At 38.2% G+C, this 14,744-nt stretch carries 12 protein-coding genes; 6 read left to right on the top strand and 6 right to left on the bottom strand.

Translation table 11 applies throughout. The features are described 5' to 3' along the window. The first annotated feature begins 3 nt into the window (after nt 1-3). The 5 genes from BST85_RS13255 to BST85_RS13235 all read left to right on the top strand — a co-directional run bounded on the left by BST85_RS13255 (nt 4) and on the right by BST85_RS13235 (nt 5,883). A complete protein-coding gene (locus BST85_RS13255) occupies nt 4-975 on the top strand; it encodes an acyl-CoA thioester hydrolase/BAAT C-terminal domain-containing protein (protein WP_104813698.1) in 972 nt (323 codons plus the stop codon). 200 nt (nt 976-1,175) lie between these two features. Then, nucleotides 1,176-2,732 (top strand): arylsulfatase, encoded by a 1,557-nt coding sequence (locus BST85_RS13250; protein ID WP_104813697.1) that lies wholly within the window; start codon nt 1,176-1,178, stop codon nt 2,730-2,732. 192 nt (nt 2,733-2,924) lie between these two features. Then, nucleotides 2,925-3,749, top strand: coding sequence for a CPBP family intramembrane glutamic endopeptidase (locus BST85_RS13245; protein WP_181040028.1), 825 nt, complete (start codon nt 2,925-2,927; stop codon nt 3,747-3,749). A 145-nt stretch (nt 3,750-3,894) separates the two neighbouring features. After that, complete coding sequence (locus BST85_RS13240) at nt 3,895-4,176, top strand: hypothetical protein (protein ID WP_146090728.1); 282 nt, start codon at nt 3,895-3,897, stop codon at nt 4,174-4,176. Between the two features lie 273 nt (nt 4,177-4,449). Then, nucleotides 4,450-5,883 (top strand): alpha/beta fold hydrolase, encoded by a 1,434-nt coding sequence (locus tag BST85_RS13235; protein ID WP_104813694.1) that lies wholly within the window; start codon nt 4,450-4,452, stop codon nt 5,881-5,883. Between the two features lie 417 nt (nt 5,884-6,300). On the opposite strand, the gene BST85_RS13230 is transcribed toward BST85_RS13235, so the two are convergent. The 6 genes from BST85_RS13230 to BST85_RS13205 form a co-directional block, all read right to left on the bottom strand. Next, nucleotides 6,301-6,951, bottom strand: coding sequence for a hypothetical protein (locus BST85_RS13230; RefSeq protein WP_104813693.1), 651 nt, complete (start codon nt 6,949-6,951; stop codon nt 6,301-6,303). 469 nt (nt 6,952-7,420) lie between these two features. Next, nucleotides 7,421-8,230 carry a transporter gene (locus tag BST85_RS13225; protein WP_146090727.1) on the bottom strand — a complete coding sequence of 270 codons (810 nt, stop codon included), beginning with the start codon at nt 8,228-8,230 and terminating at the stop codon, nt 7,421-7,423. Between the two features lie 122 nt (nt 8,231-8,352). Further along, complete coding sequence (locus BST85_RS13220; protein WP_104813691.1) at nt 8,353-8,592, bottom strand: hypothetical protein; 240 nt, start codon at nt 8,590-8,592, stop codon at nt 8,353-8,355. Further along, nucleotides 8,589-9,437 carry a BamA/TamA family outer membrane protein gene (locus BST85_RS13215; protein WP_181040027.1) on the bottom strand — a complete coding sequence of 283 codons (849 nt, stop codon included), beginning with the start codon at nt 9,435-9,437 and terminating at the stop codon, nt 8,589-8,591. Before BST85_RS13215 ends, BST85_RS13220 begins: the two co-directional genes overlap by 4 nt. 110 nt (nt 9,438-9,547) lie before the next feature. Continuing rightward, nucleotides 9,548-10,513, bottom strand: a complete 966-nt coding sequence (locus BST85_RS13210; protein ID WP_245917701.1) for a SphA family protein — start codon at nt 10,511-10,513, stop codon at nt 9,548-9,550. A 146-nt stretch (nt 10,514-10,659) separates the two neighbouring features. Then, entirely contained in the window at nt 10,660-12,144 is a 1,485-nt protein-coding gene (locus tag BST85_RS13205; protein ID WP_104813688.1) for an arylsulfatase, read from the bottom strand. Nucleotides 12,145-13,085: 941 nt separating this feature from the next. Between BST85_RS13205 and BST85_RS13200 the strand changes: the two genes are divergently transcribed. Continuing rightward, entirely contained in the window at nt 13,086-14,741 is a 1,656-nt protein-coding gene (locus BST85_RS13200; RefSeq protein WP_181040026.1) for a serine hydrolase domain-containing protein, read from the top strand. The last annotated feature ends 3 nt before the right edge of the window (nt 14,742-14,744 follow it).

Below are 14,744 nucleotides of genomic sequence, written 5' to 3'. Positions count from 1 at the left end.
CAGATGTCGGAAAAAAGAAAATATATTCTCCCTTTCGTAATTCTTATAATTCTAACGGTAGGGTATTTAATAGCTGATTCCATCTTATTCGATGGGGTAAAACCGAAAGCTATAAATGCAAATGGTTTTCAGGCAAAATACTTCGCTAAAGATAACTTGACCAATAAAACTGCAATTATTCTAATTGGGGGTGGACAATGGGGAGATTATTGGGCAAATGAATTTTCTACCCAGGAAATGGTAGCATTATCATTGCCATATAATGGAATAGAGGGACTACCAAAATTACCTGAAAATATTGATTTGGGGTACTTTGAAAATGCAATAAATTGGTTAAGGTCACAAAAGGAAGTCAATTCAGAAAAGATAATTGTAATGGGAGCATCACGCAACGCTGAATTAGCTTTAGTCATTGCGTCAACTTTCACAAATACTATAAAAGGAGTTATTGCTTATTCACCTAGTTCTGTTTCTTGGTCAAACACAGTTCTACCCTATAATTCGGATGAACTTAAACCAAGTTGGAAATATAAAGGGATTGATATTCCATATATACCTATGGAAAAATTATCTGGAAATATGTCTAACAAAATTGAAATGATAGATTATTGGGAAAAGGGATTATCTAAAGTTGATTTAGTTGAATATGCTTCAATAAAAGTAGAAAACATATCAGGACCTATCTTACTCTTTTCTGGTAGTGATGATAAGGTTTGGCCATCAGCAAAAATGGCTGATATGATTGAAAAAAGACTAGAAGAAAACAATTTCACGTATACCTTTAATAATATTCAATTTGAAAATGCAGGGCATTTAATTTCAAGAAATCCCGAACAAAAAACAGATAATAGAACTGGAAAAATCAATCTTGGAGGGAGGGACTTCGAATATGAATTTGGAGGAACTGATAGTGGAGATTACAAAGCCAAGAAAGATGCTAAAATGAAATTAATGGAATTTTTAAAAGGAATATAAGACTTTAGAAAGCCAGTTGCCAACAATGGCTATAATTCAGCGATACACACAATCTTTAAACAAAACGACTAACTAGGTTCTAACTGATTTCTACTTTGGACAAATCCGATGGATTTATCCACGCCGAAATCATAGCCGAACCGTTGGCAAACATTGGTTAACGAAATTTTTATAAACTAAAGATTATTAACACAAACGTCATGAAAAAAAGTGCTCTAATTATTTTTCTATTCAATTTCCTCAGTGCTATGGCACAGGAAAAACCAAACATTTTGGTCATTATGGTGGACGATGTAGCACCTAATGCCTTAAGTTGCTATTCCATGGGAATGCAATATCCAACTCCTAATATTGACAAGATAGCTAAAGAGGGTGTTTTATTTACTGATCATTACTCGCAACCAAGTTGTACGGCAGGAAGGGCAGCATTTATCACGGGACAAAAACCGGTTAGAACTGGTCTAACTACAGTTGGACAGCCTGGGAATCCCTTAGGGTTGAAAAAGGAAGACCCGACAATAGCAGAACTTTTAAAACCTCAAGGTTACATGACTGCACAATTTGGGAAGAATCACTTAGGTGACAGAAATGAACACCTCCCAACAGTTCATGGGTTCGATGAGTTTTTCGGAAACCTATACCATCTCAATGTGTCAGAAGAACCTGAGCAGGCAGATTATCCAAAAAGTCAAGAATTTGCAAATAAATATGGCCCCCGTGGAATTATTGAATCTTATGCTACTAACACCTTTGATAAAACTGAAGATCCGCGATTTGGCGTTATTGGAAAGCAAAAAGTAACTGACATTGGACAACTCACATCCGAAAGAATGAAAACATTTGATGATGAGTTAGTCGCTAAAACTAAAGATTTCATGAAGCGTGCTAAAGAAGCGGAGAAACCTTTTTTCATTTGGCACGCTACAAGCCGCATGCATGTTTATACTCGTTTAAAGGATGAGTCAAAGAATTTAGCAACTGGCGTTAGTACTGATTTAGATCTGTTTGGACATGGCCTAATGGAGCATGATGGACAAGTGGGTGAATTACTCGACTACATAAAAGAACTAGGTATTGATGAAAATACAATAATAATCTATACGACAGATAATGGTCCCGAACAAAGTTCTTTTCCACATGCGGGAGTAACAATGTTCAGAGGTGAAAAAATGACTACATGGGAGGGTGGCCTACGCTCGCCCTTTATGGTAAAATGGCCAAAAAAAATACCCGCAGGATTAATCAGAAATGGTATATCAGCTCATGAAGATGTTTTACCAACACTATTGGCTGCTGTTGGCAATGAAAACATTCGTGAAGAATTATTGAATGGCAAGCAAGTAGGCGATATGAAATACAAAGTCTACATTGACGGCTATAATAATCTCAATTATTGGACTGGAAAGTCAGATGAATCAGCTAGAAACCACTTTTTCTATTATTATGAAAGTGGCCTAACCGCAATGAGAGTTGGTCCATGGAAAATGCATTTCGCTACCAAAGAGCGCTACTTTGACGATATGGTTCAACATACCATGCCTCAATTATTTAACTTGAGAAAAGATCCTTTTGAAAGGTACGATGACATAACAGGATTTCATTTAATTATGGAAAAATCATGGGTTATGCAGCCCGCAATTGGAATACTTAATGACCATTTAATGACATTTAAAAATTACCCTCCTAGACAAGCTGCAGCTTCATTAGATATCAATAAGGCGATTGAATCAATTTTAAAGGCAAAAGCAAGACAATAATACATTTGCCAACACTGTATAAAGGACATAAAAACGCCATTTATACTTGACGTTAGCTGTAATTAGAATCAATCAAAATCCTAAAACAGATTTGTTATGGAATAATTAATTACCAATGCAATATTTTCATAACCTGAGTAACAAAAATCAAACCATATCGTCATCTGTGTAAAAATGCATAACAGACAAGATATGGATATGATTAAAAAGTTAAGCCCATTCTTATCAGGTATAGCAATCCTTATTGTCATAGGTATTATAATGCTATTCCCTTTGGACAAATTAATTACTGAGCAAGACTTTTCCAGTTTTCAAGTTGAATATGTAATATTAGCAATTAAGATGTTGTTGATTTTTTCAATCAGTCTCTTACTTATAAAAAGGCTAAACGAGAAAGCATTATCCGGGATTAGTTCAAAATACAAATGGTCTTTTAAATACCTCAATTTAATACCTTTCTATTTATTCTTGCTAGGTGTCTTGGGTTTTATAAATAAGGATTTGTCATCAATAGATTTCTCTAATATGGCACTGTTACTAATTGCTTGCCAATTAGTTGGCTTTGCAGAGGAGTTTGTATTCAGAGGTTACCTACAGCCTGTTTTCCTAAAAAAATATATTTCACGTGATGGTGGAATCTTCTTGGGAGTACTCTTCCCGGCGATATTCTTTGGTGCTTCGCACTTGTTAAACTTAACTGTAAATGACAATGTCCCTCAAGTAATTGGTCAATCGATTTATGCAATTTTCATTGGGTTCTTTTTTGGAGTGGTCTTATTAAAAACTAATAAGTTAATTCCACTTGCTATTACACATGGACTTATTAATTTTTTCTTCCTTTTTGGATTACTTCCGGGTTTAAATAGTAATACAGAACCTACTGTTGCAATGACACTTTTAGAAGAGATAATATCTGCCACAGCACCACTTTTAGTTTTTATACCATTGTTCGTCATTGGTCTTATTTTGTTAAGGAAAATAGCCAAAGATGATGTTCAAAAGAAAATAAACCTATAGCCTATGAGATACGCACTATTAGGTTTAAGACTATTATGAGCATATACTGTTTTGAAACGCTCGAAATAAAGATTCAGAACAGCAACTAGATCGGATAATTGAAGATTTCAGGGTATCCAATATCACACATAATGATATCGAAAAATTGAGCAAACTCTTTTTACACGATTCTATAACTTGGGCAGTAATTTTCACCAAAAAGACAAAGGAAATGACCTTAAAGCAAATGCCCGATTTTGTCTTTTATTCAGGGGATTATGAAACGTTCAATAATAATTTAAAGGGAAAGACTAAAGAAAAATTTTATCGTGTAAAAGTTGACACTCGAGGAGATTTTGCAACAATTTCCTTTGATTACAGTTTTTCTTTTGACTCAAAAATTCAAAACTGGGGAATTGAATATTGGTTAACGAAAATTGGAAAATAACTTCTGTTACTTAGACGATGAATTACCAAGACATAGAAAAGTGTCCGTTTTCTAATGAAACAGAATTTCCTTTGAATTAATAAGCAAATGAGGTAGCGGCTTTGAAGAACTAAAATAACTACAGCTAAAGGTTTATAAACAATAGCGGTTTGAGTTCTAACTCGAATCGCTTTTTCATTTATATAATGTATATTAAAATCTGAAAAGTAGTTGCTTAAAGCCCGCCACTGTTCATACACAAAACCGTTGGGCACAATTTGACAAACCTAATCTATGAAGCTTAAAACAATAACAATTCTGATATTAATCCTTTCAAATACTATCCTATTTGGACAAAATTTAAAAATGGAAGCTTATGAATTTATTTCAAAAGCTCAGGATACCGTTAAAGCAGAGTTGGGTACATTTTATGTTTTAAAAGATAGGACTAATAGCTCACAAGATTCAATAAAACTGTCGTTCATCAGATTTAAAAGCACAAATCCAAATCCTGGAAAACCGATAGTCTACCTTTCAGGTGGGCCCGGCGGTTCTGGAACTGGAACAGCAAAAGGTGGCAGGTTTGAATTGTTTATGAAATTAAGGGAAGTTGCAGATGTCATTGCCTTTGACCAGCGTGGAACTGGAATGTCTGATAGACTACCGAATTGTAAATACTATGCTGAGTTTTTACCAGAAAAGCCAACCGATAAGGCCGAATATATTCAAAAGACGACTGAAAACATTTCAAAATGTTTGGAGTTTTGGGAGTTAGAGAATGTAAATTTAAAAGCCTACAATACGACCGAAAGTGCAAAAGACATTGACGAATTGAGAAAGGTACTAAATACAGATAAAATTTCGGTTTGGGCAATAAGTTATGGTTCGCACCTTGCCTTTGAATATACAAGGCTCTTTGAGGATAACATTGACAAAATGGTATTGGCGAGTCTCGAGGGATCAGATCAAACGATAAAACTTCCGAAAAACACTGAGACTTTTGTATTTCAATTAGCAGAATTAGCTAAAGACAATTACGGTTCTGAGCAAAAGTATCCTGACTTAAAACGGAAAATCACAGAGGTTCATGAAAGAATAAAGAAGAATCCTGTCACAAGTTCTTATGACAACAGGCGTGGTGGAAGAGATATTGTAGGAATTTCAAATTTCGAGCTGCAATCGGCAATCGCGACATTCTATTTAAAAAATCCGGAGGATTCTAAAAGGCTTCCTAAAATCTATACAGAAATGTATAACGGTGATTTTACAGGAATCGCAGCAGACGTTCTGGTATTGAAACGCTATATCTTTAATGGTATTCGCCCTATGCCATTTGCGATGGATATGCAGAGTGGAATTTCAGGACAGCGACAAAAACAAATTGAAGAGCAAATAGATGAATGTATTTTGGGTAGTTCAATTAACTTTCTGCTCTATGAATGGATGACAAATTTAGAATTCCCACAATTACCCAAAGAATTTAGAGATTTAAAACCTAATAAGGTAAATGCCTTATTATTAAGTGGTTCATTGGACGGGCGAACGTATTTAACCAGCGGAATGGAAATCGCTAAAAAGTTTGAGAATGGTCGTCACGTTATTATTGAGAATGCAGGACACGACTTGTATATGCAATCGCCTTTGATTGGTGATATGGTACTTGATTTTTTCAAGGGAAAAGAATTAAATGTAGATCGAATTGTCTTAGAACCAACACTATTTGATTAATAAAAGTGTGCCCAACAATGGCTAAAATTCATTGTGGTTTTGTGCCATACCAAAATATAAAGTATAGAACAACGGTCGATTTCTAATCGGAATAATCCTGCGGATGATTTGCTCGCACCAGTTCACTTCGCCCGTGTAACGACGAAATCATGGTCGAGACCGTTAGCAACAATTTGAACAATGATCTATGCTAAGAGACGGCTAAAACCGACCCTGAGCAAAGCTTATTAAAGCCGTCTGCTCATTGCAGTTTCTTTGACAATCTCTCCGCCTGCGAGCATCTACAATGAAGTAGGGTAATTGGATTTATTCAAATAGACAGCAGCCTCTTTACTATTTTGCTAAAAGACAGCTATTCGTATCCCTATTTGGAGAGCACAAACCTTTTTAGGCAACTGGTAAAACCTAACACAAATGCTAAAATGCTCTTTGCTTATCTAAAGCTTTGACCATCCTTCTCACAATTCGCCTAGCCATTTGATCGGGCGTTGTATCTGGACTTTCATTTGTCGCCCTTCCTTCAACCACAGCAACAGGGGCACTAAAGCCATCATTTTTGGAAAAAATAGTTAACCGCAAATTCAACTCAGTGACGAAATCAACGTTTTTTGTGGTACTTATAGAGGTAGATGAAGAGGTAGATTTTCCTTTAGATTTTGAGGACCATCCATTGTCAGTTGAAGAGATAGATTTTTCTCTTTTTTGGTTTGCCGAAGCAAATCCACTGGTGGTGGTTCTGCTCATCGATGCCTGGGAAGCATCAATAATATCAATAACAATTAAGGTTTGGATATTACGTTTGTCAAGAGTACCTATAAAGGTATTTTCAGATACCTCAGTGCCTGGAAGGAAAACAGAAGTGTAAGATTGTATATTTTTTGCTCCAGCATCAGAGAAGTATTCCAGAGTTTTACTCATCGTTTTTGCCTTTGCCTCATCAAAGGAAACAAGCGTGGCCCCTACTATTGAATGGTAGACGTCGCCGTATTTATAAATTTTGTTACCAATTTTTTCTTGAGCCATCACAAACGAAGGCAATACTAAAACCAATAATAGCAATCTTTTCATAATAGTTTGTTTTTCAGGTTAACACACGTTAAAACAAGTAGTTTGTTTAAAAAATATTTTGCAAAAATAAAAAATTGGCTAGATTAAAAAACACGAGATACTCACATCAAATACATACAATAAATTAAAATGAAATCGGAAGTAAGAGATAATAATCTATTCTTGGAAAACAAGATTCAAAAAAAATCTGTTTACCGAAGTAAAAAGCTTTTCTGTAGGACTTGAGAAAAACCTTTTGCAAACACCATGTAAAAATGCATTGAAAACTCATTTTACACGAAACGTTCGGTCCTCAGAAAAGCTTCGGTAAAAGGAGCAAAAAACTCAAGGTTCAATTAATTTGAGATGGGCACAAATAGGCCTAATGATCGAATTGTAAGACAATGAACCCCCATAGAGTATAGATAGCTGTAAGCCGTTGGTTTTATTACAGTTAAGTACTATTTACCATTAATGAAAAACCCTCATACTATTTCGGAAATAGGAAAACTACTTGGAATCGAAACTGAGATGAGGCGCCAAAATCTGGTCTTATTACGTTGAAGTAATAACCTATCTGAGCATTAACAGGTAGTTTACCTAAACGGGTCAGTTTACCAAAGCCACCGCCTAAAGGTACTGTCCATCTGTTGTCGCTTGCCGCCTCCCAATCTGAGGTGATGATAGGTGCTGTATTCACATACCATCCCTTTTGTAAATTCTTAACCACAAATATTTGAGAATAGAAAAAATTCACATCAGACACTACATCATCAGAGCCTGCAAAATCCCATGTGTTTTGTACTAAAGCACCAATGGTCCAGCCATTTTGTTGGGTGAGCGCAATGAATGATGGCCCAGCGGTCCACTTTTCTAGGCCTATGCCTGTCTTCCCAGTAGGTATGCCTATGGCTACACCATAACCGGTGATTAATTTCTTGGGCTTAGCTGAGGTTAGAAACAGACTTAAATTGATATCCCCGATGCCAGTAGAACGATCATCCATACCAACAGGTAGTGATGAAATGGGAATAATTGTTCTTGTGATAAGATTGTATTTTTCACCGAGCGAAAAAGGTACTACTGGTTGAATATTCAATGTATTACGGTTTCTGTCAAAAGGGCCTACATTAAAGTCTAGGTTATTTTGAAAAGGAATACTGATGAGACTGGCTATGGGATTTTGAATTTTGTTTGCCAAATCACTAGAGGCTGTTTCAGCAGAATCAGCCTGAGCCATTAGCCTTGAGGCACAAACAACCCAAAGGGCCAACACTAAATAAATACTTCGCTTTTTCATCTGATCATTTTTTAAGTTTTAAATCATGTATAATGTACTTCACATATATTAAATAGCTGATTAACATTTACTTATAGTTAAAATTACCTAGCTATCCACTAAACACCATACCTCCCAGCCTTCTAGAAAGCTTCTTCAATACCAAAATAGATCCCAGTACTTCCATCAATACCAATCCCCAAATCAGCCCTTAGATTAACACTCTCCTCCTTATTAAATTTAAATCTAAGCCCTGTGCCAAGACTGTATTTCAAGTTAGAAAAATCAAACTTTAAAATATCTTCTGCCACGTTCCCTAATGTTCCAAAAACCACAAACCCCCATCGCTCGGCAAAGAATTGCCGATGCTCTAGCTGAATCATTGAAAAGAAATTATCCCTGTAGCGGCCATAAAAATAGCCTCGCATCTGTACACCTCCAATAGAGGGCAACTTGTAAAACGGGCATCACCAACCACAGATTCTAAATAAAAATTCCCTGCCAAAACACCTCTCTTATTGGTTTTATAATAGACACGAGCATCTAGCTGAAACTGTGCAAAAACAAAATCACTCCACTCGGGGTAAACGATCGCTCTAAAATATTGATAGTTACCTTCTGTGGGGTAGAAGAGATGGTCTCTCTTGTCCCATAATAAATCCGTTCCTAGACCAATCAATTGGCCACCGTTGGCCCCGATTACTGAAGGATCTTCTAACTGTGGATTCCCCATCCTATCTCTTATAGTTGTATTATCATAATCCACAATAATACCTGTTCTATCTGCAGAAAATAATTCAGGTGGCACCTGAATTGTTAGGGTGGCCGAAAAGGTTTGCTGGGCGTAATTAGTAGTGTCGCTATCCGGAACATCATTTCCAATTCCCCAAAATTTATTTATAAAGTAGCCATAACTTAAAGGCAATTCGAAATACAGCTTATTCTCAAGGAAATAGTAGACATTATTCATACTAATCTTGTATTGTTTATTGGTAGAATAGTATCCGCCAAAACCTATTTTTGAAGGTTTTAAGTTTTGAGATTGCCCTGTGTAAAAAATATAAATACCACCAGCTCCAAAAGCTAATTTGGACTCCGGGGTGTAAAACACATAAGGATATGCCTTTAATGACGACTTCTTTTTAGCCTGGGAGCTATCTGAACTCACCTCATCAGGACTTTCCATGTATACATTTTGAATAATAGAAGTGCTTAAACTATCTATCATTTCAATATTTTGACCATGACAGATCATAAATGGGAAGGCTAGCAGAAGTAAACTTAGCCGCATTTTCGTTTCAAATAATTTTAGCATCACAACACGCACCTCCCATCACATTAATTTTTGGAAACCAGAAGGTTAGGATTAAAAAGAAGGTTTAGCACAACCATGTTATTCTTAAACCGCTGGCGCAATCCATAATCAAAACCATATTTGAAATTTATATTTAATCGCTGTGCAATAGGCCAGTATCCTACATTAAAAAACAATGAGCTTTTACGATCAAAATTAGCGGTATTCCAAAACACATCTTCACCTGTATCTTCGGTTACTTGCCAGTTGTGAGCCCCTGCAATACCCACTTCCAGTTTTTCGGATAAAAATTGACTTAAACCATACTCCAAAGTAAAACGAGATCCAGGACGCACATCACTATCCTTAATTTTTGAATTGGCCTCATAGGTTAGGCCTAACATGATGGTACTAGATTTATCTTCAATTGGATAGTAATATCCGAAGCCCTGCATTTGATGGGTCCAATACCCTAAACCTATATTATCCGATGCTCCGGTCGTGTATCTACCTGTTGGGGCATAAATGGTATATGCCGTTGTGACATCCATTTTTTGACCGCCCCAACTCAATCCAAAAGGAATAAAAATAAAATCCCCAAACCCTGAAACTTTTGCCGTACTTTCATTACTTAAAGGCACACCCAAAACGTTTCCTGGCCCCTCTGTTAAAAGGGACACATCTGCACTTACATAATTAGGAGCTATTCCAACAATGTAGCGGGCATCTCCAAGCAGTTTTATTTTAGGAGAGGCCCAAGCAATTACGGGTGCACTACCAAATCCATTTAATTTAGTTGATGCATTTATATCAGGTAAGACAGGATTGAGATCGCTTAAACTAATGCCATCGAATTTGTTACCATTTTGGTCAAAGTATGCCGAACTGGAAGCATAAAAGTTATACCACAAAATAAACAAGCCAGAAGAAGGCGGTTGGGCCATGTCTCTTGTATTGATAAGGCCCGGATAATAATGACCAGCCTGAAAAGCAGAGGCTTGCTGCGCCACTGTACTGGAAAGATTTAAAAATACAGTAAGTATTACTAGGCATCTTATAGCCAGCAAACACGTATTTATACTGTAAGAATTCATCGCTTATGATGTCTAAAAAGTATCATAGGATTTCCCGTTTGATCTAGTTGTCACAGTGCAACTCAATTTCGATTTCCAAACCTGGTCATAGACAATGGTTTGGGGTTCGGATATTGCTGGAGCGTTTTATAATATTCAGACACGGTTTTCAAATATGGAGCAATGACCCAGGCTACAAAGCCCACTTGATTCCATTGCTCCCGAGGATCTTGTTTTATGTTATAAATTGCAGGGTAACCCACACCGTCCACACGATAGGCCCCAATCCCATATTGGCTTGGTGTACCGTCAGAGTTTGTGAACTGTCTGGGGTAGATTCTCCAGTGTTTCCAACGTACTGCAGCCACTTCACCATCAATGAAAGTGATTAAACTTTCCCTAGCTGATTTATTTTGACCCATAAACAACCCCATTTGATTTACCCCGTCAATAGCTCTATCTTGAGGCATATCTGCACCAATAACAGCAGCAAGTGAAGGCATAAAATCATGAATAGATACCATGCCATTACTCACAGACGGTTTAATTTTATTTGGCCATTTAATTATTCCAGGAACCCTGAGAGATCCTTCAAGCGCATCCCCAATTTCACCTCGCCAAGGCCCAGCAGAACTACCCATAAAGTCCCCATTTGTTCCTTGCGCTTGTACAGGTCCATTGTCAGAAAGCCATATGACAATCGTATTGTTTTCAATACCTGCATCTTTAATAGCATTCATAACTTGACCGGTCCTGTAGTCCAGTTCCATTACCATATCACCGTATGGACCTGAACTCGATTTACCCACAAAATCCGGATGCGAAAGCCCGGGGTAATGTACATGAGACCAACCCACATATAAAAAAAATGGTGTTTTTGATTTGGCTTGTTTTTCTATATACTTTACAGAAGCATCGGCAATGTCCTTTTCGATTTGCCTGCGGTATTCTAAATCGTAAGCCCGCACCTTTTTTAATTCGTTTGTTCCTTCTTGAGACTCCCATATGTAGGGCTGTGCGTTTTGTATAAACTCCTCAGGAAGTCTGGACCTTCTCATTGTCTCTGGGTAAAGTGTGCCATCCGTTGTTTCGAGTATACCTACATGGTATTCATCAAACCCTTGATTGGTAGGGAGGCTTTGCGTTTCTTGACCTAAATGCCATTTACCCACCATACCAGTGGCATATCCTTTAGATTTAAACATCTCAGCCATGGTCAATTCACTATCCTGTAGGGTACTTGGAGTACCAGCCACGATAATGCTATTTAATCCCGACCTAGTGGAATACCTCCCTGTCATTAGCGCTGCACGACTTGGAGTACACCCTGGCTCTACAAAAAACTGTGTTAACTGGAAGCCTTCCTTGGCAATTTGATCAACATTTGGAGTTGGCATTCCCCGTATTTCACCACCTCCATAAACCCCTAAATCACCATAACCCATGTTGTCAGCAAGCATGATAACAACATTTGGTTTCTCTTTTTGAGCAATTGCACCTGCAGTTATAAACGTAAATAATACCGATATTAGGGAGCAAGTGAACTTGTTGTGATAAAAATATTTCATAGGTCACTAATTTTAGAAATTGTGATTTTCAACAGATTTAACCCATATTTGTTCTTAACTGAAGTTAAAGAGGCTACAAGGCTTTTTGAAAACAATTAGCCCAATAGCACGTATCTTTCGATAAAACTGTCTTCTGCTTAGATAAGTGGAATTCTGTTTATTTTCTGCAAACACTAGGCTGTTTAGGCGCTCCATCACAATTCCTCTCCCAATCACTTTCCCAAGTAGACTGACCAGGTTTGGTAATTAAGGTATCATGAGGGAAAAATGATCCTTTGAGACTGAATCGAATGATTGTTTCCAAAAGGCCAAAGCCTGTGTAACAAATACTTGCAGTAACAACGCATACAAGATTTTGCGGGTTACAGGAAGTCGCATAAGAATAAGGCGATAAATCTTTAACTTGTAAAGACGTTTAAGTTAAACGCAATACACTTGCAAGTGCCGACAGCTGTCGGGAGGCAAGCCATAAAAGCCGAGATCAATTAAAACAAAATCTTCTCCAAGAAAAATGAAAGAAATAATTCAGTCGCTCTTAGAATTTTCAGATGAGAGTTATGATCTCTTGATTAAGGTTGCAACTGAAAAAGAAGTAAGTAGGAATCAATTAATATTTCATCCCGATAAACCAACGAACAAGATTTTATTTCTGAAAAGGGGGCTGCTTAGAGGGTAGAAAATTATCGATGGTAAAGACTACACCCATCATTTCTATTTTGAGAACTGGTTTGCAACAGATTATTCCAGTTTCTTAAGCGAAAAGCCCAGTCAGATCTTCATTGAAAGCATTGAAAAAACCAGGTTTCTCTCCTAATCCTGCATCTTGTTTATTTGACCAATACCCTTGTTTTCATTGGTAAAGGCAAATGGTTTACCTAAATTTATCTTTTGTCACCACCTTTGAGATGCTAACTAGCGAACTAACCATTTTCACCAACCCTATGAAAACACTTCTACTAGCCTTGGGATTGATTGTCCTTTCAATCCCTTGCTCTGGGCAAATTGCTGAAGCAAAAGCCATTGACGAAGTATTTACCACATTGATCAGCCCGCAGTCCCCCGGAGCTTCATTGGGCGTTTTTAAAGATGGACAATTGGTCTATGGTAAGGGATACGGACTGGCTAACATGGAATACGACATTCCCAATGACACCCAATCTGTGTTTCGAATTGGTTCGACCTCCAAGCAATTCACTGCCGCCTGTGTAGTGTTGCTCGCGCAACAAGGAAAGCTTAGTCTGGAAGATCCTTTAAGTAAACACTTTCCTGAATTTCCGGATTATGCAGACCGGATCACCATCCGGCAACTGATGAATCATACCAGTGGAATTCGAGATTATTTACAGATCTCCTATTTGAGAGGGATGAGCGAGGACGATTTCTATACCGACCAGGAGATCATGCGGTGGCTGGTCAACCAGACCGATCTGAATTTTGAGCCGGGAAGCGAATTCACGTATAGCAACTCCGGTTACTGGCTATTGGGGCAATTGGTGAACAAGGTTTCCGGGAAGAATATGGCCCAATTTGCACAAGCAGAGATCTTTGAGCCCTTGGGGATGACCGCTACCCACTTTCACAATGATCACCAGGCCATCGTCAAAAATCGAGCTTCGGGCTATGCCCCAACAACGGATGGTGGCTACCAGATCAGTATGACTACCTTAGACATGATAGGAGATGGCGGCATCTTTACCAGTATTGAGGACATCCTAAAATGGGACAATGAATACTATGAACGGAAGTTGCTGAATGATGCCTTCTGGAAAGAGATGACCACCACAGGCAAGCTCAGCAACGGAGAAGATACCGAATATGGCGGCGGTCTGTTCATGGAAGAATACAAAGGACTTAGAACGATAAGTCACGGTGGTGCTTTTGTGGGATTCCGGGCCGAACTTCTGCGCTTTCCCGATCAAAAGGTCTCTGTTGCCATATTTGCCAACCGAGGCGACGCCAACCCGTCTACTATGGCACAAGAGATTGCCGATATTATATTGAAAGACCAATTCAAAGACCTTCCGAGCGAAGCTGTGGCGGAGGTAGAAAACCCGCCCATGGATGAGGCGGAGATGGAACTGGACCAGTTGGTTGGCACCTACGAGGTAGAGCCTGGTGTGGAAGTGGTCTTCAGTATTTCCAACGATTCCCTACACGCCAAGCAAAAATGGAACGGATCCGAATACAACCTCTATCGGGAAACTGGTAATCGATTTAAAATGAAGGGGCAGGACGGTCTTAGTTTTACGTTTACGGATCTGAAAGACGGGCTGGCCCAAGAGTTGACTGTGATGCAAGGTAATCGGCCTACTCAAGTAAAGCGGAAAGAAGAAAAAGACCTCAGCGGTGTCAATCCAAATGACTATATAGGAACGTACTTCAGTCCGGAGTTGGAGGTGAATTACATCTTCGAATTGAAAGACGGACAGTTGGTCGCCCGTGTAGGGAATGGAGAGGAACACAATTGTACGTTAAGTGATGTTGACATCTATACAGGACGAATGGGGACCTATCGCTTTCAACGCACTATCGGGCAAGTGAGTGGAATGGAATTGGATTCGGGCCGGGTGATCAATGTCAAATTTGAGAAGAAGTAAACC

This window comes from Aureitalea marina, assembly GCF_002943755.1.
Lineage (GTDB): Bacteria > Bacteroidota > Bacteroidia > Flavobacteriales > Flavobacteriaceae > Aureitalea > Aureitalea marina.
Note: the sequence above shows the minus strand (reverse complement) of the source record. Positions and strands in the feature narration are given on the sequence as shown.

Bases quoted from the DNA above. Each gene is read 5' to 3' on its own strand.
- BST85_RS13235 (WP_104813694.1), top strand. From the start codon at position 4,450: ATGAAGCTTAAAACAATAACAATTCTGATATTAATCCTTTCAAATACT.
- BST85_RS13255 (WP_104813698.1), top strand. From the start codon at position 4: ATGTCGGAAAAAAGAAAATATATTCTCCCTTTCGTAATTCTTATAATT.
- BST85_RS13250 (WP_104813697.1), top strand. From the start codon at position 1,176: ATGAAAAAAAGTGCTCTAATTATTTTTCTATTCAATTTCCTCAGTGCT.
- BST85_RS13215 (WP_181040027.1), bottom strand. From the start codon at position 9,437: ATGATAGATAGTTTAAGCACTTCTATTATTCAAAATGTATACATGGAA.
- BST85_RS13225 (WP_146090727.1), bottom strand. From the start codon at position 8,230: ATGAAAAAGCGAAGTATTTATTTAGTGTTGGCCCTTTGGGTTGTTTGT.
- BST85_RS13200 (WP_181040026.1), top strand. From the start codon at position 13,086: ATGAAAACACTTCTACTAGCCTTGGGATTGATTGTCCTTTCAATCCCT.
- BST85_RS13205 (WP_104813688.1), bottom strand. From the start codon at position 12,144: ATGAAATATTTTTATCACAACAAGTTCACTTGCTCCCTAATATCGGTA.
- BST85_RS13245 (WP_181040028.1), top strand. From the start codon at position 2,925: ATGGATATGATTAAAAAGTTAAGCCCATTCTTATCAGGTATAGCAATC.
- BST85_RS13230 (WP_104813693.1), bottom strand. From the start codon at position 6,951: ATGAAAAGATTGCTATTATTGGTTTTAGTATTGCCTTCGTTTGTGATG.
- BST85_RS13220 (WP_104813691.1), bottom strand. From the start codon at position 8,592: ATGATTCAGCTAGAGCATCGGCAATTCTTTGCCGAGCGATGGGGGTTT.